Origin of the sequence: Micromonospora sp. CA-248212, assembly GCF_050948405.1 — a bacterium.
Lineage (GTDB): Bacteria > Actinomycetota > Actinomycetes > Mycobacteriales > Micromonosporaceae > Micromonospora.
This window is the reverse complement of the sequence record NZ_CP192023.1, coordinates 3942160-3966347: the sequence shown is the minus strand read 5'-3', so window position 1 is coordinate 3966347 and position 24188 is coordinate 3942160. Positions and strand designations below refer to the sequence as shown.

The window sequence follows — 24188 nt, the reverse complement described above, 5'->3', positions numbered from 1 at the left end:
CTCCGCTTCGTCAGGTGGTGGGCCTCAGGTGGTGGGAACGCCGAGCCGGTCGAGCAGGAGACGGCGCAGCGCGCCGAAGCCCGGGTCGTCCGGCGTGCGGGTGGGGGCCAGGTCGACGAGCAGGTCCGCGGCGATGCGTCCCTCGTCGAGGAGCAGGATCCGATCGGCGAGCAGCAGCGCCTCCTCCACGTCGTGGGTGACCAGCAGGGCGGCGAAGCCGTGTTCGGCGCGCAGCCGGCGCAGCAGCACCTGCATCCGCAGCCGGGTGAGCGCGTCGAGAGCGCCGAACGGCTCGTCGAGCAGCAGCAGGTCCGGTTCGCGGACCAGCGCCCGGGCGACGGCGACCCGCTGTGCCTGCCCGCCGGACAGCTCGGCCGGCCAGGCCCGGTGCCGCTCGGCCAACCCGACCTCGGTCAACGCCCGCTCGATGCGGCCGGCGGTGTCCGGGCCGGTCAGGCCGAGCCCGACGTTGGCCGCCACCCGCTTCCAGGGCAGGAGCCGGTGCTCCTGGAAGACCACGGCGGCGGTGCCGTGCACGGCGGTCTCACCTGTCGCCTCACCGTCCAGGCCGGCGAGGATGCGCAGGAGAGTGCTCTTGCCCGAACCGCTGCCGCCGAGCAGGGCCACGACTTCGCCCCGGGCGATGCGCAGGTCGACCCCGGCCAGCACGACCGTCGGCCCGAAGGACCGGCGGATCGCAGTCGCGGTCAGCACCGGGGTCGCGCCGATCAGGTGGCTCGCAGTCCGCGTCGCCATGTCAACATCCTCCTCTCCGCCACGCGTAGGGCAAGGTCGGATATCAGCCCGAGCAGCGCGTAGACGAGCAGGCCGAGGAGCACCACGTCGGTCTGGCTGAACTCGCGGGCCTCCATCATCAGGAAGCCGATGCCGGTCTGGGCGTTGACCTGTTCGCCGACCACGAGGCTGAGCCAGGCCGCGCCGATCGCGAGGCGCAGGCCGAGAAAGAGCGACGGCAGCGCCCCGGGCAGCACCACGTGACGCAGCCGGGCGGCCGGCCCGAGCCCGCAGGCCCGGGCGGCCTCCACCAGCCGCTCGTCGATGTCCCGAATGCCGGCGTACGTGTTGAAGTAGACGGGGAAGAACGCGCCGAGCGCCACCAGGCTGATCTTCAGCGACTCGCCGATGCCGACCCAGATGATCAGCAGGGGCACCAGGCCCAGGTGCGGCAACATGCGGGCCATCTGCACCGGCGGGTCGACGAGATCGTCGCCGAGGCGCAACAACCCGGCCACCGTGCCCAGGAGGAGTGCCAGCACGCCGCCGATGAGCAGCCCCGCGCCGGCCCGGGTGAGGGAGTCCACCAGGTGCACGGCGAGCGTGCCGTCGCGGGACAGTCGCCAGCCGGTCGCGAGGATGTCGCTGGGAGCGGGCAGCTTCTCCGGCGCCAGCACGCCGGTCCGGGCCGCCAGCTCCCAGCCCAGCACCAGCGCGACCGGGCTGAGCAGCCGCCGCCACCGCCGGGTCCGCCGGGGGCGCGCTTCGGGCGTCGCCTCGGCCGCCACCTCCGGCGGCGTCTCCAGCAGAGGGGTACGACTCACTGGAACACCGCGCTGAACCGGTCGTCCACCTGGCTCCTGATGTCGACCGGTCCCGGGATGAGGTCCAGCGCGATGAAGCTGTCGGTGATCGCCTGAAGTTCGTCGCCGATGGCCGGGCTGACCGGGGCGAGCGGCCTGGCGCTGCGGGCCAGGGCGCGGCTGGTCACGTCCTCCGGAATCTTCAACTCCGGCGCGAGGGTGCGGGCCCGCTCCTGCGGGTTGGCGATGCCCCAGTCGGTCACCTCGCGGTACTTCTGCAGGAACGCCCGGACGTCGTCCGTGCGCCTGGTGACCGCGTCGGGGGCGGCCAGCACGTACTCGCGGTTGCTGGCCAGGCCGGTCGCGTCGGCGAGCACCCGTACGCCCGGCTGCTCGGCCAGGGCGAAGTACGGGTCCCAGATCACCCACGCGTCGACCTGCCCGCTGTCGAAGGCGGGCCGTCCCTCGGCCGGCTTGAGGTACTTCACGTTGATGTCGCGCAGCGTCATCCTGTTGGCCTCCAGCAGCCGGACCAGCAGCCAGTGCACGTTGGAGCCCTTGTTGAGGGCGACCGTCCGGCCCTTGAGGTCGGCGAAGCTGCGGTAGCCGCTGTCGGCCTTGACCAGCACGGCCTCACCCTGCGGGATCGGCGCGGAGGTGCCGATGATGGAGAACGGTATCTTGCCGGCGGCGGCGAAGACCGGCGGGGCCTCGCCCACCTGTCCGATGTCGATCGACCCGGCCTTGAGCGCCTCGGTGAGCGCCGGCCCGCTCTCGAACAGCGACCACTCGACGTCGGCGGCCGCGCCGCGCGCCTTGACCAGGCTGAGCCCGCCGAAGCGCTGGTAGCCGATCCGCAGCTTGCCCCCGTCGTCACCGGCGTCGGCGGACCCGCCGCAGGCGCTCACGCCGCCCGCAGCGAGCAGGACGAGGGCGGTGAACGCCGCTGTGAGCAGGGGACGAACAGGTGAGGGGGTACGCATGGCGGCTCCTTGACATGAGCGGATGAGCCGGGCCGCGTCGACCGGCGTGGGCGGTAGCCTACTAACCCGATAGGTTTTATGGGTAGGCTGTCGGCGGGTTCGTCCCACCCCTCAGGAGCGCCGCGCGCACACACGGAAAGAGTCCCGATGACCCTCACCTTCCACTGGTTCCTGCCCACCAACGGCGACAGCCGGGACGTCGTCGGCGGTGGACACGGCGTACCCACCGGCACGGCCGGGGGCGCCCGCCCGCCGAGCGTGGCCTACCTGGGTCAGATCGCCCGCACCGCCGAGCAACTCGGCTTCGTCGGCGCGCTCACCCCGACCGGCGCGTGGTGCGAGGACGCCTGGCTCAGCACCGCGATGCTCACCGAGGTCACCGAACGCCTCAAGTTCCTGGTGGCGTTCCGGCCCGGCCTGACCTCACCCACCCTGGCCGCGCAGATGGCCTCCACCTTCCAGCGGCTGTCCCGGGGCCGACTGCTGCTCAACGTGGTCACCGGCGGCGAGTCGACCGAGCAGCGGGCGTACGGCGACTTCCTGGACAAGGACGCCCGGTACGCGCGCACGGACGAGTTCCTGCACGTCGTCCGCGCGCTGTGGCGGGGGGAGACCGTCGACCACGCGGGCGACCACCTGCGTGTCGAGCAGGCGCGACTGCACCGGCTGCCCGACCCCACGCCGCCGGTCTACTTCGGTGGCTCGTCCGCCGCCGCCCTGCCCGTGGCCGTGCGGAACAGCGACGTCTACCTCACCTGGGGCGAGCCGCCGGCCCAGGTCGCCGACAAAATCGACCGGGTACGGGCCCTGGCCGCCCAGGCCGGTCGGGAGCTGCGCTTCGGCATCCGGCTGCACGTCATCGCCCGCGACACCGCCGACGAGGCGTGGGCACAGGCCCGCCGGCTGCTCAACGGCATCGCCGAGGCCGACATCAAGGCGGTGCAGGAAGGGCTGCGTCGCAGCGAGTCGGAGGGGCAGCGCCGGATGCTCGACCTGCACGGCGGCTCTCGCGACAGCCTCGAGGTCGCACCCAACCTGTGGGCCGGCGTCGGCCTGGTACGCGGTGGGGCCGGCACCGCCCTGGTGGGCAGCCACCGCGAGATCGCCGACCGGATCGCCGAGTACCACGCGCTCGGCATCGACGAGTTCATCCTCTCCGGCTACCCCCACCTCGAGGAGGCGTACTGGTTCGGCGAGGGGGTGCTACCGATCCTGCGCCAGCGCGGCCTGTGGCAACACCCCGACGCCCAGCCCTCGGCGGCGGACCTCCCGGACATCCCCTTCGCCGGCACGACGACACCCCGCCCGACGCCGGAGCCCGCGATCGTTGGTCGTTGAGTAGGCGGCGCGCCAGCGCCCAGCGACGCCCCGCCGCCTACCTCCCGTTCCGTCCGTGCCGGTAGTCTCGCCGCGTGAATCCGAAGGTGATCGAGGGCCGGTTGACCGAGACGCAGGCCGGCTCGGGTGTGGAACGGCGCGCTTTCGGTGAGTTCGTCGGGCCCCACGGCGAACTCGCCTCGTACGCGTTCGGCTGGACGACCAACTCCGAGCAGCACGTCGCCCGGCTCACGGTAGGGATCGGGGCCGGAAACCCCGGCGGCGCCAGCTTCCACGCGATCATCTTCGACAGCGAGAACAGCTACGCCTGCTCGCTCGTCGACGAGCCGTTCGAGCGAGTCCCCGAGGGCGGCCCGGACCTCACCGCGACCGAGGCCCGCGCACACGAGGATCTGCCGTTCATCTGGTGGGTGGTGGACCTCGTCATGGAGCGTGACCGACGCGCGCGGTGGATGAAGCACTGGCTGCTGGGGACCAACAGCATCCAGACCAGCGAGGTTTTCGACCAGAAAGAGCCGATCCTGTACGTCAGCCACGACGCCGACGACGGACTCTGGCAACTCATCGGCGCGAGCGACGCCGACCCCGCGACGGGCAAGCTCAGCCACCTTCACCACGCCGTGGAACATGACCTCACGCTGCTCGACGTCCTCGACCTCGGCCCCGGCGAGAGCGCCTACCGAACCGGGCCGGACGCGCCCTGGACCGCCGGGCCGTCCTGAGACGAGCGGGGGCTTGATTAGTGCCGAGGCATCCCGCCATGAGGACTGTTGACTATGAGCGGCACGCTGTCTGGTGCCAGAAAATAGTGGTCCTCGAAGTACTCGAGGTGAACGTGGCCGCCGTCGTCCATGCTGGCTACCTGGCGTAGCAGGTCGGCGAGGAGCGACCGGCTTTCCGCGCCACCGTGGATGCTGAGATAGTGGCGATCGTCGACACCAATGACGACGGGCCCCTGTGTCGCTTCGATGAGAACACCCCGTAGGTGCCGAGAGTGAGCCGACGGCGCAAGGCTCAACTCGCCTCCGCTTGCTACCAGTTCAGCGAGGTGACAAAGCTCAGCACGGGCACCCGCGATGTCGACACCTTCGGCCGCTGAGTAGTAGTCAAGGTTCACCCCGCAACCCTAGGCTCCCGCGTCTATCCAGCAACTTTCAGCTCTGATCGCCGAGGGTCTTGTCGTTCATCCGGCAGACCGCCAACCCGTGGCGCGATCGGCGATCCCGTCGGCTCACGGCTCAGCGCAAGTCGATCTCAACCTGGTGCTCGGTGAGCATGCCCAGCAGATACTCCAACGTCGTCGCCGGACGCAGCAAACGCCGGTCGTAGCCGGCGACGAGGTGTTCGCGGGCGATGGCAGAGTTGTGCCACACCAGCCGAAATGGTGTATGCGCGCCGAACCCTCCGGCGAGGCAGTCGTCGAGGGCGTCGAGATTCCAACCGAAGTATCCGCCCGGCCCGTTGATCGCCTCGCCGATCGCGCAGTAGAACCCTTCAACGTCGGTGACGAACCGGCCGTCGAGTTCGTACGTGCTGCCGGCCGGCCGGTCCGGCACGCCGGATTGGTGGGCGAGTGCTGCTCCTGCCCAGCGGTGGCGCAGCTCCCGGTCGTAGCCGGCCCACAGGTTCTTCTCGACGGGCCGTCCGGCCCACCAGTGCCTGAGGATGCCCAGGACGCCGGTCGGCATCGGTTCCTGCGGGTCGCTGTCGACGGTCACGTCGAGGAGTCCGGGACCGAGGCGCGATGGCTCGCCGGCCTGGACGGTTCCGGACACCACGGCGGCGATGACCGGGCTGATCGAACCGTCGGCGGCGACCAGGTAGACCTCGGCGCGGATCCGGCGGCGGCGCAGGCAGCCCTTGGTCGACTGCCCGACCGCGTCCAGCGCATCCAGCAACAGTGGTTCCGGTCGGCAGCCGAGCAGCCGGACCTGCGGCACCGGCGGTTCGGCTTGCTCGCGGAACACGCCGATGACGTCCCGACAGGTGCCGTAGGGTGCCTCGTCCGGGCTCAGGAGTACGAATTCGGTGACGTCGTCGCTAGGACGTTCGACAGCGTCCGTGCGGTCGTAGACGTGGACGAACCCGTCGAGGTCGATGTCCACGGTCTCCGGCATCGTCGCGTTTGGCCGTTGCGCGAGGACGACGACGTCGGCGAGGTCCTCGCCCCACCAGGACGGCGGCGTGCCTGGTAGTGGGGGAGGCGCCGTTACGGAGACGTTCCCCAGCCAGGCACTTTCGGTTCCGAGTGCCTCGGCGGGCAGCCGGTCGAGCAGGTCGGCGAGGGCGCCGGCCGGGGCGCAACCGACGAGCGTGAACCGCTCCCGTGGCCGTGGCGGCAGGTCGACGAACACTCCTTCGATCTCCGCGCACAGCGCCAGCGGGATGTCGATCTCGTAGGAGCACTCGAAGTCGACGTCGCCGAGGAGCAGCCAGCGCGGGCTGACCGGATGCTCCCACTTCCACCGCCGCAGCTCCGGCGGAACGCCAGCCTCAAGGCCCGCGCTCGTCGTCACGCCGCGACCCTACCAACTGGAAACGCCGCGGCGGAGAGCGCGTTCGCGGACGACGAAGCACGGCATCCGTAACCTCAATGCGTCCGCTCCTCGGCAGCAGCGGGCTCCGCGACGCGATGCGGCGCAGCGTCAGCCGCCCGTTGCGTCCCACACCACGACGCGCACGACGAACGCCTTGTCCGCGCGGCTGTCGTTGGTGATGGTGGCGAACCCGAGGCGTCCCTCCGAGGTGCGGAAGCACCAGTCGGCGCCGGGCGTGAACAAGGCCCGCGCCGAGCCGGTGGCGGATGCGACGCACCCCGCGTACGCCTGGCCGGGGTTGCCGCCGGAGTACTGGTACACGCTCGGGGCGTTGGCGACCTGGATGTTGTCCGAACGCAGATCGCCCCAATCGTGGTAGAGGTCGAGCCCGTCCGTGGCCCCGTCGGAGTGGTGCGGCACGACCGGCTGATCCGGTTGGTCGACGTCGACGGCGGCCTCTCGGGGCAGCACCAAGTTCCGGACGACGAGGGTGCGGGGCGCGTCGGGGTCCGTCGTACCCCCGGGGGTCGGGGTGGTCTGGCCGGTGGGCGGCGCGGCCGGGCTGGCGCTCGGCGTCGCCGTCGCCGTCGGCCCTCCGGCGGGCGGTGACGTCGACGAGGAGCCGGCGGTGGGTGGCGGCGTCGACGAATCGCGGAGCTGGCTCGCCAGGACACCGCCGAGCAGCAGGCAACCGAGTGCCAGCAACGCGATCGCGACGCGGGTCCGCCGCCGCCAGAGCCAGAACGCCCCGAGCACCAGGACCGCCGTCAGGGTGAGGGCGAACAACAGCACGTCCTGTTTGAGCCAGCTCTCCACCGCGGTCACCACGCCGAGGACGTTCGCCGCCACGCCGATCACGGCGAGGGTCCTGATCCGGCGGTCGTCGCTGTTGCCGCCGGCCGGTGCGGGGGGCGGGGACTCACCCAACGGTTACCTCCACTGTGGATAGCGGTGCCGGAGCGGACTGTACCGCCCCCGTCATGATCCCATCAGCGCGCTCGTCGGCGGACCGCCTTGCGGCGCGGATCGAGTCAACTGTCCGACGTCCCAGCGTGATCTCTCATCCCGGGCACACTGTTGCCGCCGCCGGTGACGATCCTCTACGGTCTGCTGAAGCGGTGGGCGGTGCGGTCCGCATCCGACCGACACCGCCGGGTGCCCGTCGTGCGGGCCGGGATGGTGGAGTCCCGGGCCACCCCGTCGACGGTCGTCACGGCGGTCGTGTGATCCCAGCTCGTACCCCGGGTGGTGCTGTCCGGGCGTGGCTCAGCGCGGAGCCGACGGCGAGCCGACCACGCCGAACCCCACCGGAGAATCCCGTGTTCCTCAGCCCGCACGAGCAGGACCGCCTGCTCGTCCACGTCGCGGCCGATGTCGCCCGCCGCCGCCGCGAGCGCGGCCTGCGACTCAACTATCCCGAAGCCGTCGCGATCATCACCGCCTTCCTGCTCGAAGGGGCCCGGGACGGGCGTTCGGTGGTCGACCTCATGTCGGCCGGCCGGACCGTGCTCGGCCGCGACGACGTCCAGGACGGCATCCCCGAGCTGCTGAGGGAGGTGCAGGTGGAGGCCACGTTCCCGGACGGCACCAAGCTCGTGACGGTGCACCACCCGATCCCGTGATCCCCGGGGAGATCCTGCCGGCGGACAGCCCGGTGGAGATCAACGTGGGTCGGCCGGTCACCACGCTGGTCGTGGTCAATACCGCCGACCGTCCGGTGCAGGTCGGTTCGCACTACCACTTCGCCGAGGCCAACCCGGCCCTGGCGTTCGACCGGGACGTCGCCTGGGGGCAGCGTCTCGCCGTCCCGGCGGGTACCTCGGTCCGGTTTGAACCGGGCGTGAGCCGCCGCGTCGACCTGGTGCCGCTCGGCGGCGCGCGCGTCGTGCCGGGCCTGCGCGGCGAGTGCGCCGGGCCGCTGGACACGGCGTCACCAGCCAGACCGACGACCGACGCGCCGACGACCGACGGGCCGGCGCGGTGAGCGCCGTGCGGCGGGACCGCTACATCGATTTGTACGGGCCCACCACCGGCGACCGCATCCGGCTGGCCGACACGAGCCTGTTGATCGAGGTCGAGACCGACCACTGCGTGGGCGGCGACGAGGCGGTCTTCGGCGGCGGCAAGGTGATCCGCGAGTCGATGGGTCAGTCACGGGCGACCCGTGCCGAGGGCGCCCTCGACACCGTCATCACCGGCGCGGTGGTGCTCGACCACTGGGGGATCGTCAAGGCCGATGTGGGCCTGCGGGACGGGCGGATCGTCGCCCTCGGCCGGGCCGGCAACCCGGACACCATGCCCGGCGTCCACCCCGACCTGGTCATCGGCCCGGCCACCGAGGTGATCGCCGGCAACGGCCGGATCCTCACCGCCGGCGCCGTCGACACCCACGTGCACTTCATCTGCCCGGAGATCGTCACCGAGGCGCTCGCCAGCGGCGTCACCACGCTCGTCGGCGGCGGCACCGGCCCCGCCGAGGGCACCCGGGCCACCACCGTCACCCCGAACGCCTGGCACCTGGCGCGCATGCACGAGGCGCTGGACACGCTGCCGGTCAACGTCCTGCTGCTCGGCAAGGGCAACACCGTCTCGCCAGAGGCGCTGTGGGAGCAGTTGCGCGCCGGCGCGGGCGGTTTCAAGCTGCACGAGGACTGGGGCACCACCCCGGCGGCGATCGACGCCTGTCTGCGGGTGGCGGACGCCTCCGGCGTGCAGGTGTCGATCCACACCGACACCCTCAACGAGGCCGGGTTCGTGGCCGACACGCTGCGGGCGATCGGCGGCCGGGCCATCCACTCGTACCACACCGAGGGCGCGGGCGGCGGGCACGCGCCGGACATCATCACGGTGGCCAGCGAGCCCAACGTGCTGCCGTCCTCGACCAACCCGACCCGGCCGTACACCGCCAACACCCTCGCCGAGCACCTGGACATGCTGATGGTCTGCCACCATCTCAACCCGTCCGTGCCCGAGGACCTGGCCTTCGCCGAAAGCCGCATCCGACCGTCCACGATGGCCGCCGAGGACCTGCTGCACGACCTCGGCGCGATCTCCATCATCGGCTCCGACGCGCAGGCGATGGGCCGGGTGGGCGAGGTGATCCTGCGGACCTGGCAGAGCGCGCACGTCATGAAGGAGCGGGTGGGCGCGCTGCCCGGCGACGGGGCCGCCGACAACCACCGTGCCCGGCGGTACGTGGCGAAGTACACCATCTGCGCGGCGATGGCGAACGGGCTGGACGGCGAGGTCGGCTCGGTCGAGCCGGGCAAGCTCGCCGACCTGGTGCTGTGGGACCCGGCGTTCTTCGGCGTACGACCACACCTGGTGATCAAGGGCGGCATGATCGCGTACGCCCAGATGGGTGACGCCAACGCGTCCATCCCGACGCCGCAGCCGATGCTGCCGCGACCGATGTTCGGGGCGTACGGCGTCGCGGCGGCGGCCACCAGCCTGGCGTTCGTCGCGCCGGCCGCCCTCGACGCCGGGCTGCGCCTGGACGTGCGGCGACGGGTGGTGCCGGTCGCCGATGTGCGCTCGCGGGGCAAGGCCGACCTGCCGGAGAACAACGCGATGCCCCGGATCGAGGTGGACCCGGACACCTTCACCGTGCGGATCGACGGGGAGGTGGTGGAACCGGACCCGGTGCCCCGCCTGCCGATGACCCAGCGGTACTTCCTGTTCTGATGCCGACGTCGAGCCTGCTCCTGTTGCTCGCCGACGGTCGCTTCCCGGCCGGCGCGCACGCGCACTCCGGTGGTCTGGAGGCCGCCGTCGCCGCCGGCCGGGTCACCGACCTGGCCTCGTTGGAGGCGTTCCTCGTCGGCCGGCTGGCCACCGCCGGTCTGGTCGGCGCGGCGTTCGCGGCGGCGGCGCACCGGGCGGCGGTCACGCCGGCCAGCGTCGGCCCCGGCGCGCGCCCGGTCGGCCTCGGCCATCCCGCGCGGCGGGCGACCACGCCGACCGATCCCGGCGTACGCCCGGCGGTGGCGGCTGATTCGGCCGTACGCGGGGAGGCGCCGGCCGACGCCAGCCCGTGCCGGAACGCGCTGGCGCGGCTCGACGCGGAGTTGGACGCCCGTACCGCGTCACCGGCGCTGCGGGGGTGTCCCGCCGCCAGGGCCGGGCCCTGCTGCGTGCCGGACGGGCCATCTGGTCGGCTGGCCCGTTCGACGATCTGCCCGCGACACCGCAGGGAGCGCACCAGCCGTTGGTGCTCGGGCTGCTCTGCGCCGCCGCCGGCCTGAACCGCGCCGAGACCGCGACGGTCGCCGCCTACGGGACGGTGACCGGCGCGGCCAGTGCCGGCGTACGCCTGCTCGGTCTCGACCCGTACCAGGTGCAGGCCCTGCTGGTCGGTCTCACCGACCTCTGCGACGGCACCGCCGCCGACGCGGCGCGGGCCGCCGACGATCCACCCGAACGGCTGCCCGCGGCCGCCGCGCCCCTTGCCGACATCTACGCCGAAGCTCATGCCACCTGGGAGGTGCGTCTCTTTGCGTCCTGACACCGTTTCGCCGATCGCTGCGCCCACTGCCGACCCGCACGACGAGACTGTTCCGCACACCCACCCCGAGCCGGGGGTGGACCCGCATCCGCCGCTCGCGCGGGCCGGCCGGGCGCTGCGCGTCGGCATCGGCGGGCCGGTCGGGTCCGGCAAGACCGCCCTGGTGGCGGCGCTGTGCCGGGCGTTCGCCGACGAGCTGCGCCTCGGTGTGGTCACCAACGACATCTACACGACCGAGGACGCGGACTTCCTCAAGCGGGCCGGCGTGCTGGACCCGAGCAGGATCCGCGCGGTGGAGACCGGGTGCTGCCCGCACACCGCCATCCGCGACGACATCGGGGCCAACCTCGACGCCGTGGACGAGCTGGCCGAGGCGGTTGGCCCGTTGGACCTGGTGCTGGTCGAGAGCGGCGGGGACAACCTGACCGCCACGTTCAGCCGGGGCCTGGTGGACCGGCAGATCTTCGTGGTCGACGTGGCCGGCGGGGACAAGGTGCCCCGCAAGGGCGGCCCCGGGGTCACCTCCGCCGACCTGCTCGTGATCAACAAGACCGACCTGGCGCCCATGGTCGGCGCGGACCTGGCCGTCATGGACCGGGACGCGCGGGCCCGGCGCGGCGACCTGCCGACCGTGTTCCTGTCAATCGTGGGGGACCCGACGGCCGGTCGGGTCGCCGACTGGATCCGCCACGAGCTGGCCCACCACGCGGCCCTGCACCCGATCGCCGCGCAGGCCGGCCCGGTCTGATGCGCGCGTTCGCCCGGGTGGTGGCCCGCGCCGACGGCCGGGGCGGCACGACCCTGACGGAGCTGCGCGGCGAGACGCCGCTGCTGCTGCGGCAGACACCCGGGGACGGTCGCGTCGTGACCGTGTACGTGGTGGGCGGGGCGGCCGGCCCGCTCGCCGGCGACGACCTGCGGCTGGAGATCGACGTGGGGCCGGGCGCGGCGGTGCGGGTGCACAGCGTCGCCGCCTCGGTGGCCCTGCCCGGCCGGCCCGGCGCCGTGTCGCGGATGGCGGTACGCGCCGTGGTGCACGACGACGGCGCACTGCACTGGCTGCCCGAGCAACTGGTCGCGGCGGCCGGCTGCGCGCACCTCGCCGAGTCCCGCATCGAGCTGGCCGCAGACGCGCGGCTGACCTGGCGGGACGAGGTGATCTGCGGCCGGTACGGCGAAACGCCGGGCGCCGCCGTCGTGCACACCCGGGTCGACTACGACGGCCGGCCGCTGCTGCGCCAGTCCCTGGCGGTGGGGCCGGGTGCGCCCGGCTGGGCCGGCCCGGCGGTGCTCGGCGGCGCGTCGGCCACCGGGTCGCTGCTGGTGGTGGACCCGTCGCGCCCCGCCGAGCCCGCGATGGTCGAGGGCACGCTCGCGCGGCTGCCCCTGGCCGGTGGTCCGGCGACGCTGTGGAGCGCCACCGCGCCCGACGCACACACCCTGCGCGCCCACCTCGACGCGGGGGTGGGCGCGAGCGTCCAGGGCTGATCCCGTTAGGAAGGGCCCCTTCTTATACACCAGGCGTTAGGAGGGGGCCCTTCCTTGAACCCTCTGGTCATGGCCTGAACCCCGACGCCGTTATGCGGCATCTCGGCCCCGCCGGATCGGAATGCTCCTAGTCTCCGAAGGTGCGATCGTCGGTCGCCGGAGGGCTCACAGGAGGCCGTGATGAGTGGAAATGCTCGACCCGAGGGCATCAGTCCGACAGCCGTGGAGGGCGCTCCCGGGCTGTGGCGCGTCGACCTTCAGCGGCACGATCTCAGCATCGAGGGCCGGGAGGTCGTGCAGAGCCGGGTGGAGTTCACGCCGGACTCGCCGCCGTTCAAGCACTTCCACCCCGGCGAGGAGATCATCTGTGTGCTCCAGGGGTCGCTGGAGTACACCCTCGACGGTCAGCCGCCGGTGGTGTGCAACGTCGGTGACGCCCTGACCGTGCCGTACGGGGTCCACCACCAGGCCCGCAACGTCGGCGACGGGGTGGCCGTCGAGTTGGCCACGTACGTCGTCGAGAAGGGCAAGCCGCTGCTCACCAAGGTGGAGTGAGCCCGACGTCAGCGGCGCGGCCCGGCCGCCTCGGCGTGGTCGCGGCGACCGGCCGGGTCGAGGCGGGCGATCAGCTCGGCGAGGTCGTCGAGCAGGGCGCTGTCGGCCGGTACGCCCACCTCGGCGAGGCTGGCCCGGACCCGCTCGTCGAGGCGGGCGTGCTCGCGGCGGCCGCGGGCAGTCAGGTAGGCCCGGATCCGTCGGCGGTCCAGCACGTCGATCCGCCGGAACACGAGGTTACGGTCGACGAGTTGGTCGACCAGCTTGGTGAGCGTGCCCGGCGGCAGCGAGGCTTCGGCGGACACCTCGCTCATCGGGTGGCCCTGACCGTCGGCGAGCAGGCAGAGCACCCGCCACGCCTCGGTGGTCAGCTCGTCGTCGGCCAGGACGGCGGCCAACCGGCGGGAGAGCAGCCGTTCGGCGCGGGTGAGCGAGCGCAGCAGGTCGGCTGGCGCCCCGGGCACGTCTGACATGGAACTCCCTGGGCCGGTGGGCCCTGTCATGGTAGCGAGTCGTCCCGGTCCGTGGTGAACTCTGGTCTTCCGACCTGGGCCGGGCAATCATGTGCTCATGTCCGCGCCGGCACCGCCGTGGCTCACCGTCGATCGGGCCGTGGTCAGCATCGCGCTGGTGTACCCGATGCGCGGGCCGGCGGGAATGTTCGGCCCGACCTGCGAACTCTGCGCCCAGCTCGCGGTCGAGGAGATCAACGCCTGCGGCGGGGTGCTGGGCCGGGAGGTACGGCTGGTGCCGGTCGACGGTGGCGCCCCGCCCGCCGAGGTGGCCGCCGAGGTCGAGGCGCTGGTGTCGGTGGGGGCCGTGCAGGGCGTGACCGGTTGGCACATCTCCTCGGTACGGCAGGCGCTCGCGCCCCGGGTCGCCCACCGCGTGCCGTACGTCTACACCGCGCTGTACGAGGGCGGTGAGCGTACCGAGGGGGTCTATCTGACCAGCGAGACGCCGGACGCCCAGTTGTGGCCCGCCATGCGGCTGCTCGCGGGCGAGCAGGGCGTGCGCCGTTGGTTCGTGGTCGGCAACGACTACGTGTGGCCGCGGCGTACCGCGCGGGCGGCCCAGCGGTACGCGTTGCGCGGCGGCGGTCGGGTGGTGGGGCAGGCGTTCCTGCCGTTGGAGACGCACGACTTCGACGAGGTGCTGCGCCAGATCGAGCGCAGCGAGGCCGACGCGGTGGTGATGCTGCTCGTCGGCGCGGACGCGGTGCGGTTCAACCGGGCGTTCGGGCGGGCCGGGATGGACCAGCGTTGCCTGCGCCTGAGCACGTTGATGGACGAGAACATGCTGCTGGCCAGTGGCGTGGGCGCGACGCGGCGGCTCTACAGCACGGCGGGCTTCTTCGCCGGTCTGGTGACGCAGGAGAACCTGGACTTCCATGGCGAGTTCGCCCGCCGGTTCGGGGTGGAGGCACCGCCGCTGGGCAGTCTGGGGGAGTCCTGCTACGAGGGTGTGATGCTGCTCGCCGCCCTGATCGCGCAGGCCCGCACCCTCGACGTACGGGCGATCGAGACGGCTGCCGACTCGGTGGCGTACCACGGGCCGCGCGGTCGGCTGCGGCTGCGTCGGCGGCACGTGCGCCAGCGGATCTACCTCGCCGAGGCCGACGGTCTCGACTTCACCGTGCTCGCCCAGCTCTGACCGACCGTCCGGACCCTTGACAGGTCCACCCGGCCCGACCCTAAGATACTTCCTGCGTGAAGGATCTGGCTCGGGGCCGGATACCGCGATTGTGTCCACCGTCGGCGGAAATCTGTCCGCCGACCATTGTGGTGGCCCTTTCCTCAGCCGAATTAATCAGTGCCGGCATCGTCTGTGAAGGCGATGTCGGCCATTGTGGCGTGCGCCCTCTCCAGGTGCCGGGGAAACAGTCAATTAAGGACTGGGAAACACTCACGCAATCATGCCGGTCGACGCTTTGCGTGCCCGTACCCGATGCGATGACCACCGGCGACGTCCACCCGTCGACCTCGGCATCGCCAAGTTCAGCTCCACCGGACCGCACCGACCGTCCTTTCGCTACTTGAGTGCACCGCAGGGAGATTAGATGTCACTTCTTTGGGGCCGCCGCATCCTGGCGGGTGCCATGACCCTCGTCGCCGCGGCCGCCATGACCGCGTGCGGCAGCAAGACCAATGACGAGGGCGGCACGGCCGGCGTCACCGCCGACGTCTCCGGCGACACCGTCAAGGTGGGCCTGCTCAACTCGCTCTCCGGCACCATGGCGATCAGCGAGGTCACCGTCCGCGACTCGATCATGCTCGCCGTCGAGGAGATCAACGCGGCCGGTGGGGTCCTCGGCAAGAAGATCCAGCCGGTCGGCGAGGACGGCGCGTCGGACTGGCCCACCTTCGCCGAGAAGGCCGAGAAGCTCATCTCCGAGGACCGGGTCGCTGCCGTCTTCGGCTGCTGGACGTCGGCCAGCCGCAAGGCGGTCAAGCCGGTGTTCGAGAAGAACAAGGCGCTGCTGTTCTATCCGGTGCAGTACGAGGGCCTGGAACAGTCGCCCTACATCTTCTACACGGGCGCGACGACCAACCAGCAGATCGTCCCCGGGCTCGACTACCTCAAGTCCCAGGGAACGAAGTCGGTCTACCTGGTCGGCAGCGACTACGTGTTCCCGCGAACGGCCAACAAAATCATCAAGGCGTACGCGGCGGCGAACGGGATGACCGTGGTCGGCGAGGATTACGCGCCGCTCGGGTCCACCGAATTCGGCACGATCGTCAACAAGGTCAAGTCGTCCGGCGCGAAGGCGGTCTTCAACACCCTCAACGGTGACAGCAACGTGGCCTTCTTCAAGGAGTACAAGTCGGCCGGGCTGACCGCCGCCGCCATGCCGGTGGTGTCGGTGTCCATCGCCGAGGAGGAGGTCAAGGGCATCGGCACCCAGTACCTGGAGGGTCAGCTGACCGCCTGGAACTACTACCAGACCACGCCCGGCGCGGCGAACAGCAAGTTCGTGGCCGCGTACAAGGCGAAGTACGGCGCGGACAAGCCGACGAGCGACCCGATGGAAGCCGCCTACGTCAGCGTCTACCTGTGGAAGGCGATGGTCGAGAAGGCCGGCGCGTTCGACGTCGAGAAGGTCCGCGGCGCGTCCGACGGGATCACCTTCGACGCGCCGGAGGGCCTGGTCACCGTCGACGGCAAGACCCAGCACATCGCCAAGACCGCCCGCATCGGCAAGATCGGCGCGGACGGCCTGATCACCGAGGTGTGGAACTCCGGCAAGCCGGTCGCGCCGGACCCGTACCTCAAGACCTACCCGTGGGCGAGCGGCCTGAGCTGACGACGCCGGCCCGGGCGGGTGGCGCGACGACGCGCCCCCGCCCGGGCCCCCCGACCAGCAGTACGGAGTACCCACCGTGACAGTCCTCTTCGGTCAACTCTTCACCGGCATCAGCATCGGCGCGGTGCTGCTGCTCATCGCGCTCGGGCTGGCGCTGACCTTCGGCCAGATGAACGTGATCAACATGGCCCACGGCGAGTTCATCATGGCCGGCGCCTACACCACGTACGTGTTGCAACAGAGCATCAGCGGGGCCGGTGTCTCCCTGCTGGTGGCGTTGCCGGTGGCGTTCGTGGTCGCCGGCACGATGGGTGTGCTGCTGGAGATCCTGCTGATCCGTCGGCTCTACGCCCGCCCGCTGGACACCCTGCTGGTCACCTGGGGCGTGTCCCTGATGCTGCAGCAACTCGCGCGGGACGTCTTCGGCAGCCCGAACGTGCAGACCCGCGCGCCGGACCTGCTCACCGGCAACGTGGCGTTGCCCGGCGGGCTGACCGTCGCCAACAACCGGCTGTTCATCCTGGCCCTGGCGCTGGCCGCCGTCGCCGCGCTCACCCTGGCGCTGCGGCTCACCCCGTTGGGGCGTCGGATCCGCGCGGTGGTGCAGAACCGCGACCTCGCCGCGGTGTCCGGTATCCCCACCGCCCGGGTCGACCGGACGACGTTCTTCGTCGGCTCCGGCCTGGCCGGGCTCGCCGGGGTGGCGCTCACCCTCCTCGGCCCGATCGGCCCGACCATGGGCACCAACCTGATCATCGACGCCTTCCTGGTCGTCGTGGTCGGCGGGATCGGCCAGCTCAAGGGCAGCGTGATCGTCGCCTTCGCCCTCGGCGTGCTCCAGGCCACCGGGGAGTACCTCACCACCCTCAGCGTCGCCAAGGTGATCGTCTTCGTGGCGATCGTCGCGTTCCTCCAGTGGCGGCCACAGGGCCTGTTCACCCTGCGGACCAGGAGCCTCGCATGACCGCCGTGACACCCGCGCCGCCGAGCACCGTCGGCACACCGGCCCCGGCCGACGCCGTGCCACCGAGACGGCCCGGTGGCCGCTCGCGGCTGCGCACGCTGGCCGGGTTCGCGTTCGGCGCGGCGCTGCTGTTCGCCGTCGCGCCGCTGGCGCTGTCGGACTTCCGGCTGGCCCTGCTCGCCAAGTACCTCTGCGTCGCCATGGTGGCCGTCGGCATCGGCATCGCCTGGGGTCGGGGCGGCATGCTCACCCTCGGCCAGGGCGTCTTCTTCGGCCTCGGCGGCTACGCGATGGCCATGCACCTCAAGCTCGCCGACGCGGGTCCCGGTGGGATGCCCGACTTCATGCAGCTGTACGGGCAGCTCGACGAACTGCCCGTGTGGTGGCGGCCGTTCGCCAGCCCGTGGTTCGCGTTGCCCGCCACGGTGCTGCTGCCGATGGCCGTCGCCTTCGGGCTCGGCTCGCTGGTGTTCCGTCGCCGCGTGCGGGGCGCGTACTTCGCCATCCTCAGCCAGGCCCTCGCCGCCGCCATGGTGATCCTGCTGATCGGTCAGCAGGGGACCACGGGCGGCACCAACGGGCTCACCGACATCCAGGGCTTCTTCGGTTACGACCTCGACGACCCGGTCAACCAGCGGATGGTCTACTTCATCATCGCCGGCATTCTGTTGGCGCTGCTCGCCCTGGCCCGCCAGCTCATGCACAGCCGCTACGGCGAACTGCTGGTGGCGGTGCGCGACGGCGAGGAGCGGGTCCGCTTCCTCGGCTACGACCCGGCGTCGGTCAAACTCGTCGCCTACGTGGTGGCGGCCGGCATGGCAGGCCTCGCCGGCGCGCTGTTCGTGCCGGCGGTGGGCATCATCTCGCCCGCCCTGATCGGCATCGTCCCGTCGATCGAGTTCGTCATCGGGGTCGCGGTGGGCGGTCGCGCCACGCTGCTCGGGCCGGTGCTCGGCGCGGTCGCGGTGGCCTGGGCGCGTACCGCCCTCTCCGAACGGTTCCCGGGCACCTGGACGTACCTCCAGGGTCTGCTCTTCGTGGTGGTGGTGGCGTTCCTTCCCGGCGGCCTGGCGTCGCTGTGGGCGCTGGCCCGTCGCCGCGACGCGGACCCCGCGTCGAGCCGGCGCGGGTGGTTCCCGCTGGCCCGGCGACGCGCCGACCGGGCGGAGGTGGAAGTGGCATGAGCGACGACCGACTGGACGGGTTGTCCGTCCGTGACGTGCGGGTCAGCTTCGACGGTTTCACCGCGGTCGACGGCGTCTCGCTGGAGGTGCCCGCCGGGGACATCCGGTTCCTGATCGGGCCGAACGGCGCGGGCAAGACCACCCTCGTGGACGCGATCACCGGCCTGGTGCGGGCCACCGGATCGGTGTGCTTCGGGGATCAGGAGCTGCTGGGTCGGCCCGTGCACCGGATCAGCCGCCTCGGTGTCGGACGGACGTTCCAGACGTCGACGATCTTCGAGGAGCTGTCGGTCGTGCAGAACCTCGACATCGCGGCCGGCGCGCGCCGGAGCTGGGCCACCCTGGCCCGGCGACGGCGGGGCATCCCCGACGAGGTGGCCGCCGCGCTGGACACCATCGGGCTGACCGGCCGGGCCGACCAGCTCGCCGGCACGCTCGCGCACGGCCAGAAGCAGTGGTTGGAGATCGGCATGCTGCTGGTGCAGGACGCCCGGCTGCTGCTGCTCGACGAGCCGGTCGCCGGGATGAGCCACGAGGAGCGCGACGCCACCGGCGCCCTGTTGGAGACGGTGAGCCGCGACCGCACGGTCGTGGTGATCGAGCACGACATGGACTTCCTGCGGCGCTTCGCGCGTAGCGTGACCGTGCTGCACGCGGGCAAGGTGCTCAGTGAGGGCACGGTGGCGCAGGTCCAGGCGGACCCGCGCGTGCAGGAGGTCTACCTTGGCCACTCGGTCGACGCCGGGTCGGTCCCCAGTCCTTCGGAGGCATGATGCTGACCCTGCGTGGGGTGCACGCCGGTTACGGACGTTCCCGGGTGCTGCACGGGGTGGACCTCGCCGTCCCGCCGGACGGGGTGGCCGCGGTGCTCGGGCACAACGGCGCCGGCAAGAGCACCCTGCTGCGGGTCGCGGCGGGCCTGCTGCGCCCGACCGCCGGGGTGGTCGAGCTGGACGGCGAGGACGTCACCCGGCTCGCGCCGCACGAGCGGGTGGCGCGCGGGATGGCGTACGTGCCGCAGGGCCAGCAGTGCTTCCCGCACCTCACGGCGGCGGAGAACCTGCGCCTGGTCGCCGACGGCCGGCGCGACGGCGCGGTGGCCACGGCGGAGGTGCTGGACCTCTTCCCGGCGCTGCGCCCGTTGCTGCGGCGGCGGGCGGGGCTGCTCTCCGGCGGACAGCGTCAGCAGCTCGCCATCGCCCGCGCGTTGATCACCCGGCCGCGGCTGCTCATGCTCGACGAGCCGACCGAGGGCATCCAGCCGTCGGTGGTCGCCGAGATCCAGGAGCGGATCGTCGAGCTGACCCGGCAGACCGGCTTCAGTGTGCTGCTCGTCGAGCAGCACCTCGGCTTCGCGCTGCGGGTGGCGAACCGCTACCACGTCCTCGAATCCGGCCGGGTCACCTCGCACGGCGATGGGGGAGTCACGGCGGAGCGGGAGGTACGCGCGGCCCTGGCGGTCTGAGCCGGCTCGGGCCGGAGCGTGCCCCGGCGGCACCCTCCGGTTCGTAGAATCCCTGCCATGGCGCAGATCGTCGAGTTACTGGCCTCGCCCGTGCACCGCTTCCTGGGCCGGCCCAGCGACGGTCCGGCACCCGCGCCCCCCGGCGAGCTGGTCGACGCCGTCCAGATCCGGGCCGGCCTCGGCATCGTCGGCGACCGCTACTTCGGCAAAGCGGCACACCGCGACGCCAGCGTCACGGTGATCGCCCAGGAGTCGCTGCCGGCCGGCATCGGGCTGGCGCAGGTCCGCCGCAACATCCTCACCGCCGGCCTCGCCGTGGACGAGCTGATCGGCCGGGTGCTGGTGCTCGACTCCGGCGACGGCCCGGTCGGCCTGCGGGTGAACCGGGCCGCGCGCCCCTGCGCCTGGATGGACGTCACGGTCGGCCCGGGGGCCTGGAAGGCGCTGCGCACCACGGGCGGCGTCCGCTGCACCCCCCTGCACGACGGCGTGCTGCGGATCGGCCCGGTCACCGCCACCGTGAGCTGACCGGCGCTCAGACCTGGCTGATGTGCGCGGCGAGCACCCGCCACCCGTGCGGGTCGTCGTGCACCCAGGTGCGGGTGTAGCGCAGGCGCGCGCTGAACGGCGCGCCGTCGAACATCCCGGCGACCCGGGCCAGGCAGAACGTCACCCCGGTCGACCCGACGACGAGCAGGTCCAACTCCTCCTCGGTCAGCTCCTCGACGACCGAGGTCCGGTCCCGGTACGCGGCGAGATCTTCCGCCTTGGTGTGCTTTCGGCCGTCGGGGCCGATCGCGATCAGTTGGTCGACCAGCAACTGGTCGAGGGCGGCGGCGTCACCGGCCCGCTGCGCGGCCTGCAGGGTGCGTTCAGCGTCGAGTAGCTCCGCCTCGCGTGCGCTGTCCGGCATGGCGCCGTCCTCCCGGTCTCCCACTCCCGGCGTCACCGTCCGGACTGACCGCATTGTGGCAGGCCGACCCGTCGGGACGTGGGGCATCGGCGCGGCGGCGCGCCCGCCCGTGTCGGGGAATCGCCGACAGCAGCCTGATTCATCCCGAATACTGGCTTTATGCCACGGAAGGTGATGCCGCATGAGTGCCTCTGACACGTCCGGCCAGCAGGCGGGGCTGCCCACCATCGTGCTCGTGCACGGGGCCTTCGCCGACTCGTCGAGCTGGAACGGGGTGATCGCCAACCTCAAGCGCCGGGGCTATCCGGCCATCGCCGTCGCCAACCCGCTGCGCGATGTGCAGGGGGACGCGGCGTACGCCCGCTCCGTCGTGGACAACGTCGACGGTCCGGTCGTGATGGTCGCGCACTCGTACGGCGGACTGGTGATCACCGAGGCCGCCGACGGCGCGGCCAACGTGAAAGCCCTGGTGTACGTCGCCAGCATCAGCCCGGACGTCGGCGAGAGCGTGGTCGACCTGGTCATGAAGTACCCCGGCAGTCAGCTCGTCACGTCCATCGAGATGGTGCCCTACCCCCTGCCCGACGGTGGGACGGCCATGGACCAGTACATCAAGCAGGACGTGTTCCCGGAGGTGTTCGCCGCCGACGTCGACCCCGAGCTCGCCGAGCTGATGGCGGTCACCCAGCGGCCGGCCTCCGCGATGGCCCAGACCGGGTCCGTGAAAAAGGCGGCCTGGAAGACCATCCCGTCGTGGACCCTGATCAGCACGCAGGACCAGGGCATCCCGCCGGACCTGCAACGCTTCCTGGCCCAGCGGGCCGGGTCCACCGTGGTCGAGGTCGACGGGTCGCACGCCGTGGCGGTCTCGCAACCAGGCCCGGTCGCCGACTTCATCGACACCGCCGCCCGCGCCACCATGGGCTAGCTCGGACGGCGGTGCGTACTAGGCTTCGTGCCATGGCGGACCAGGACCGTCCGGGCGCGCACGCCACCGGAGCGACGCGACCGGTCGAGATGGTCGTCCGGGAGATCCTCGCGGTGGTCCCGGCCGGGTGCACCTGGCTGGTGCCGGTGCCCGACGCCCACCGAGCCGTCGCCGACTGGCGGATCGCGGCCACCAGTGGGCAGAGCCAGGATATCTACGGTCGGGGCGTCGACCGCGTCGGCGCCTGCCTCAGCGAGTTGTACCCCACCATGGTCGGCGGGCCGCTCTGGCAGCTCTACGAACGGGTGTTCAGCACCGGGCCGTCGGGCCGCCTGGCCGACTTCCGGTACGTCCAGAGTCGTACCGGGGTCGTCGCCGACTCGCTGTTCGACGTCGAGGTGCACCGGGTCCTCGGCGGCCTGCTGGTGTCCTGGCAGCGGCTCGACGAGGACCGTCGTCGCCTGGACCGCACCGAGCTGCTGGGCAGCCTCGGCTGGGCCGAGTACGACCTGGCCAGCGGGATCAGTCAATGGTCACCCGGCATGTACCGCGTCTTCGACCGGGATCCCGCGCTCGGGCCGCTGTCGCGCGCCGAGCAGGCAGCCGCCCTGTTACCCGACGACTACCTGCTGCGCGAGGCGGCGTGGCAGACGTTGGACGGCGGGGAGTCCTCCGACGTGACGGTCCGGTTCCAGACGACCGGCGGGGTGCGGCACCTGCGGATCCTCTCCGACGTGTCCCGGGACGCGGACGGCGTACCGCTGAAGATCCACGCCGTGGTGCAGGACGTGACCGCCCGGGTGAACTCGCGTACCGCCATCGAACGGCTCAACGACCAGTTGCGGACGCGGGAGCTGACCGCGCTGGCCGAGCACCGGCTCGCCGGGCAGTTGCAGAACCTCATCCAGCCGGTGCCCCGCGAGACGTTCGCCCTGCCCGGCATCGAGGCGGTGGTCAACTACCTGCCGGCCGAGAGCACCGCGCAGGTCGGCGGTGACTGGTACCACGCGCAGGCCCAGCCGGACGGCACGGTCGTGCTCGCCGTCGGCGACGTCGCCGGTCACGGCCTGGACGCGGCGAGCGGAATGGCGCACCTGCGCTTCGCCCTGGTTTCCTGGCTGTCGATCGGCATCGGGGACCCGTCGGTGCTGCTCGGGCACCTCAACCGGCTCTGCGGTCAGCTCTCGATCACCGCCACCGCGGTGGTCGCCGTGTACGACCCGGCCACCCGGGCGCTCTGCTGGGGCCGGGCCGGGCACCTGGCGCCGCTGCTGTCCCGAGCCGGTCGGACCGACCCGCTCGAAAGCCCGCCGGGTCTGCTGCTGGGCGCCATGGTCGACTCGACGTACCCGGTGCTCACCGCGCGACTGCGCCCCGACGACCTCGTGCTGTTCTACACCGACGGCCTGGTCGAGCGCCGGGAGCCCGGGCAGGACCGGTTGCGGCAGGTGAGCGCCACCCTGTCCGCGCTCAGCGCGACGCCGGGGGAGCAGACCCTCGCCCGGCTGCGGAATCTGCTGCACCACCCCAGCCCGGACGACGACACGTGCACCCTGGCCGTCCGCGTGCTGCCCTGATCCGCGCCCGGCTCACCGCGACAGCCGGATCCGGACCACGGTGCCCGCACCGGCGGTGAACACCCGTACCTCGTCGCAGATCCGCTCGACGATGGCCAGCCCGCGACCGCGTACCGCGTTGGCGGCGGGCATCTCCCGGCCGAGCGTCCGCGCCGGGCCCTGGTCGACGACGTCGCAGAACACCTGGTCGCCCTCGGCCCAGAGCCGGACCCGGCCGCCACCGGTGGTGTGCTGCAACGTGTTGGTCGCCAGCTCGCTGACCGCGAGCGCCAGCAACTCCACCCGCTCGGCCGACAGGCCCCGCGCCGTGGCGCCCTGGCAGACGAACGTGCGCAGCGCCCGCAGGTCGGCCGCCACCTCGTACGCCATCGTGTCGGTGCGCGGGGCCGACGGCGGCTCCTCGGCCACCGCGTGCGCGTTGGGTCGGTCGGCCGCCATCAGCCCGCCAGCCGCGGGTCGTCGGCGGGCGGACGCAGCAGGTTGCCCACGCCGGTGATGTCGAGGACCGCCGCGACCGGACCGGAGGCGTTGACCGCGTACAGGTGCCGGCCGTCGGCGCGCGCCGCCTGGTGGGCGGTCACCAGGCCGTGCAGGCCGGTGGAGTCGAGGAACCGCAGCCCGCCGACGTCGACCACCACCACCGCGGCGGCGCGTACCGCCGCGGACAGCACGGTCGTCAGCTCGGGCTGGGCCGCCAGGTCGCACTCACCGGTCAGCGTGACCACGATTCGCCCGGCTGCCGTGGACGTGCGGGCCTCGAAGTGCGCCATCGGACAGCAGCACCCTTTCTCGTCGCGTCGGCCGTTGTCGGGACATCATGTCATCCGATGGCCGGTCGGCCGTGTCCTCCGTTCGGCGGTTGATCAAGAAGGTGCGGCCACTGTGCGACGGCGGACGGGTCAGGACCCCG

The 24188-nt window shown here is 72.1% G+C and carries 30 protein-coding genes; 20 read left to right on the top strand and 10 right to left on the bottom strand.

Annotated elements, in window-relative coordinates:
- Positions 1-24 precede the first annotated feature (24 nt).
- The 3 genes from ACQP03_RS19035 to ACQP03_RS19025 are packed head-to-tail and all read right to left on the bottom strand — an operon-like array spanning position 25 to position 2521.
- Positions 25-756 carry an ABC transporter ATP-binding protein gene (locus tag ACQP03_RS19035; RefSeq protein ID WP_396832953.1) on the bottom strand — a complete coding sequence of 244 codons (732 nt, stop codon included), beginning with the start codon at positions 754-756 and terminating at the stop codon, positions 25-27.
- Positions 729-1559 carry an ABC transporter permease gene (locus tag ACQP03_RS19030; RefSeq protein ID WP_357117652.1) on the bottom strand — a complete coding sequence of 277 codons (831 nt, stop codon included), beginning with the start codon at positions 1557-1559 and terminating at the stop codon, positions 729-731. The genes ACQP03_RS19035 and ACQP03_RS19030 overlap by 28 nt, the downstream gene beginning before the upstream one ends.
- Positions 1556-2521 carry an aliphatic sulfonate ABC transporter substrate-binding protein gene (locus ACQP03_RS19025; protein WP_357169551.1) on the bottom strand — a complete coding sequence of 322 codons (966 nt, stop codon included), beginning with the start codon at positions 2519-2521 and terminating at the stop codon, positions 1556-1558. Before ACQP03_RS19025 ends, ACQP03_RS19030 begins: the two co-directional genes overlap by 4 nt.
- Positions 2522-2668: 147 nt before the next feature.
- Here ACQP03_RS19025 and ACQP03_RS19020 point away from each other — a divergent pair, with 147 nt between their 5' ends.
- Together ACQP03_RS19020 and ACQP03_RS19015 are read left to right on the top strand one after the other, a co-directional pair.
- A complete protein-coding gene (locus ACQP03_RS19020; RefSeq protein WP_357117658.1) occupies positions 2669-3859 on the top strand; it encodes an LLM class flavin-dependent oxidoreductase in 1191 nt (396 codons plus the stop codon).
- 74 nt (positions 3860-3933) lie between these two features.
- A complete protein-coding gene (locus tag ACQP03_RS19015) occupies positions 3934-4581 on the top strand; it encodes a hypothetical protein (RefSeq protein ID WP_357117661.1) in 648 nt (215 codons plus the stop codon).
- A gap of 17 nt (positions 4582-4598) precedes the next feature.
- Here ACQP03_RS19015 and ACQP03_RS19010 read toward each other — a convergent pair whose 3' ends face one another.
- The 3 genes from ACQP03_RS19010 to ACQP03_RS19000 all read right to left on the bottom strand — a co-directional run bounded on the left by ACQP03_RS19010 (position 4599) and on the right by ACQP03_RS19000 (position 7323).
- Entirely contained in the window at positions 4599-4976 is a 378-nt protein-coding gene (locus tag ACQP03_RS19010) for an Imm32 family immunity protein (protein ID WP_357117664.1), read from the bottom strand.
- A 121-nt stretch (positions 4977-5097) separates the two neighbouring features.
- Positions 5098-6375 carry a barstar family protein gene (locus ACQP03_RS19005; RefSeq protein WP_433457739.1) on the bottom strand — a complete coding sequence of 426 codons (1278 nt, stop codon included), beginning with the start codon at positions 6373-6375 and terminating at the stop codon, positions 5098-5100.
- Positions 6376-6504: 129 nt separating this feature from the next.
- Positions 6505-7323: a hypothetical protein gene (locus ACQP03_RS19000; RefSeq protein ID WP_357394707.1), complete on the bottom strand. Its 819-nt coding sequence runs from the start codon at positions 7321-7323 to the stop codon at positions 6505-6507.
- 162 nt (positions 7324-7485) lie between these two features.
- On the opposite strand from ACQP03_RS19000, the gene ACQP03_RS18995 reads away from it, so the two are divergent.
- The 9 genes from ACQP03_RS18995 (at position 7486) to ACQP03_RS18955 (ending at position 12943) form a co-directional block, all read left to right on the top strand.
- On the top strand, positions 7486-7623 hold the full coding sequence (locus ACQP03_RS18995) for a hypothetical protein (protein WP_357117672.1): 138 nt from the start codon (positions 7486-7488) through the stop codon (positions 7621-7623).
- A gap of 92 nt (positions 7624-7715) precedes the next feature.
- Entirely contained in the window at positions 7716-8018 is a 303-nt protein-coding gene (locus tag ACQP03_RS18990) for an urease subunit gamma (protein ID WP_222957358.1), read from the top strand.
- Positions 8015-8380, top strand: coding sequence for an urease subunit beta (locus ACQP03_RS18985; protein ID WP_433457736.1), 366 nt, complete (start codon positions 8015-8017; stop codon positions 8378-8380). Before ACQP03_RS18990 ends, ACQP03_RS18985 begins: the two co-directional genes overlap by 4 nt.
- The gene (locus tag ACQP03_RS18980) at positions 8377-10080 is read left to right on the top strand and encodes an urease subunit alpha (protein ID WP_357117686.1); all 1704 of its coding nucleotides are present in this window, start codon (positions 8377-8379) and stop codon (positions 10078-10080) included. The genes ACQP03_RS18985 and ACQP03_RS18980 overlap by 4 nt, the downstream gene beginning before the upstream one ends.
- Positions 10080-10640, top strand: a complete 561-nt coding sequence (locus ACQP03_RS18975) for a hypothetical protein (RefSeq protein WP_433457733.1) — start codon at positions 10080-10082, stop codon at positions 10638-10640. Before ACQP03_RS18980 ends, ACQP03_RS18975 begins: the two co-directional genes overlap by 1 nt.
- On the top strand, positions 10523-10900 hold the full coding sequence (locus ACQP03_RS18970; RefSeq protein ID WP_433461190.1) for an urease accessory UreF family protein: 378 nt from the start codon (positions 10523-10525) through the stop codon (positions 10898-10900). The genes ACQP03_RS18975 and ACQP03_RS18970 overlap by 118 nt, the downstream gene beginning before the upstream one ends.
- Complete coding sequence (ureG, locus tag ACQP03_RS18965; protein WP_357117692.1) at positions 10890-11648, top strand: urease accessory protein UreG; 759 nt, start codon at positions 10890-10892, stop codon at positions 11646-11648. Before ACQP03_RS18970 ends, ureG begins: the two co-directional genes overlap by 11 nt.
- Positions 11648-12388, top strand: a complete 741-nt coding sequence (locus ACQP03_RS18960; RefSeq protein WP_433457731.1) for an urease accessory protein UreD — start codon at positions 11648-11650, stop codon at positions 12386-12388. Before ureG ends, ACQP03_RS18960 begins: the two co-directional genes overlap by 1 nt.
- Positions 12389-12568: 180 nt before the next feature.
- Positions 12569-12943, top strand: a complete 375-nt coding sequence (locus ACQP03_RS18955) for a cupin domain-containing protein (protein ID WP_357117699.1) — start codon at positions 12569-12571, stop codon at positions 12941-12943.
- An 8-nt stretch (positions 12944-12951) separates the two neighbouring features.
- On the opposite strand, the gene ACQP03_RS18950 is transcribed toward ACQP03_RS18955, so the two are convergent.
- A complete protein-coding gene (locus ACQP03_RS18950) occupies positions 12952-13416 on the bottom strand; it encodes a MarR family winged helix-turn-helix transcriptional regulator (RefSeq protein ID WP_357117702.1) in 465 nt (154 codons plus the stop codon).
- A gap of 97 nt (positions 13417-13513) precedes the next feature.
- Here ACQP03_RS18950 and ACQP03_RS18945 point away from each other — a divergent pair, with 97 nt between their 5' ends.
- The 7 genes from ACQP03_RS18945 (at position 13514) to ACQP03_RS18915 (ending at position 20388) form a co-directional block, all read left to right on the top strand.
- A complete protein-coding gene (locus ACQP03_RS18945; protein WP_355049787.1) occupies positions 13514-14596 on the top strand; it encodes a substrate-binding domain-containing protein in 1083 nt (360 codons plus the stop codon).
- A gap of 406 nt (positions 14597-15002) precedes the next feature.
- On the top strand, positions 15003-16247 hold the full coding sequence (gene urtA, locus ACQP03_RS18940) for an urea ABC transporter substrate-binding protein (RefSeq protein ID WP_357117706.1): 1245 nt from the start codon (positions 15003-15005) through the stop codon (positions 16245-16247).
- A 76-nt stretch (positions 16248-16323) separates the two neighbouring features.
- The gene (gene urtB / locus ACQP03_RS18935) at positions 16324-17211 is read left to right on the top strand and encodes an urea ABC transporter permease subunit UrtB (RefSeq protein WP_357117709.1); all 888 of its coding nucleotides are present in this window, start codon (positions 16324-16326) and stop codon (positions 17209-17211) included.
- Positions 17208-18395, top strand: coding sequence for an urea ABC transporter permease subunit UrtC (urtC, locus tag ACQP03_RS18930; protein WP_357117712.1), 1188 nt, complete (start codon positions 17208-17210; stop codon positions 18393-18395). Before urtB ends, urtC begins: the two co-directional genes overlap by 4 nt.
- Entirely contained in the window at positions 18392-19168 is a 777-nt protein-coding gene (gene urtD, locus ACQP03_RS18925) for an urea ABC transporter ATP-binding protein UrtD (RefSeq protein ID WP_357117715.1), read from the top strand. Before urtC ends, urtD begins: the two co-directional genes overlap by 4 nt.
- Positions 19165-19860: an urea ABC transporter ATP-binding subunit UrtE gene (gene urtE / locus ACQP03_RS18920; RefSeq protein WP_433457726.1), complete on the top strand. Its 696-nt coding sequence runs from the start codon at positions 19165-19167 to the stop codon at positions 19858-19860. Before urtD ends, urtE begins: the two co-directional genes overlap by 4 nt.
- A 57-nt stretch (positions 19861-19917) precedes the next feature.
- The gene (locus tag ACQP03_RS18915) at positions 19918-20388 is read left to right on the top strand and encodes a molybdenum cofactor biosysynthesis protein (RefSeq protein WP_357117721.1); all 471 of its coding nucleotides are present in this window, start codon (positions 19918-19920) and stop codon (positions 20386-20388) included.
- A 7-nt stretch (positions 20389-20395) separates the two neighbouring features.
- On the opposite strand, the gene ACQP03_RS18910 is transcribed toward ACQP03_RS18915, so the two are convergent.
- Positions 20396-20773 carry a nuclear transport factor 2 family protein gene (locus ACQP03_RS18910; RefSeq protein ID WP_357117724.1) on the bottom strand — a complete coding sequence of 126 codons (378 nt, stop codon included), beginning with the start codon at positions 20771-20773 and terminating at the stop codon, positions 20396-20398.
- A gap of 181 nt (positions 20774-20954) precedes the next feature.
- On the opposite strand from ACQP03_RS18910, the gene ACQP03_RS18905 reads away from it, so the two are divergent.
- Positions 20955-21701 (top strand): alpha/beta hydrolase, encoded by a 747-nt coding sequence (locus tag ACQP03_RS18905; RefSeq protein ID WP_357117727.1) that lies wholly within the window; start codon positions 20955-20957, stop codon positions 21699-21701.
- 32 nt (positions 21702-21733) lie between these two features.
- The gene (locus ACQP03_RS18900) at positions 21734-23278 is read left to right on the top strand and encodes a PP2C family protein-serine/threonine phosphatase (RefSeq protein ID WP_433457722.1); all 1545 of its coding nucleotides are present in this window, start codon (positions 21734-21736) and stop codon (positions 23276-23278) included.
- Positions 23279-23290: 12 nt separating this feature from the next.
- Here ACQP03_RS18900 and ACQP03_RS18895 read toward each other — a convergent pair whose 3' ends face one another.
- Together ACQP03_RS18895 and ACQP03_RS18890 are read right to left on the bottom strand one after the other, a co-directional pair.
- Positions 23291-23716, bottom strand: coding sequence for an ATP-binding protein (locus ACQP03_RS18895; protein WP_357117733.1), 426 nt, complete (start codon positions 23714-23716; stop codon positions 23291-23293).
- Entirely contained in the window at positions 23716-24048 is a 333-nt protein-coding gene (locus ACQP03_RS18890) for an STAS domain-containing protein (protein WP_357117736.1), read from the bottom strand. Before ACQP03_RS18890 ends, ACQP03_RS18895 begins: the two co-directional genes overlap by 1 nt.
- Positions 24049-24188 lie beyond the last annotated feature (140 nt).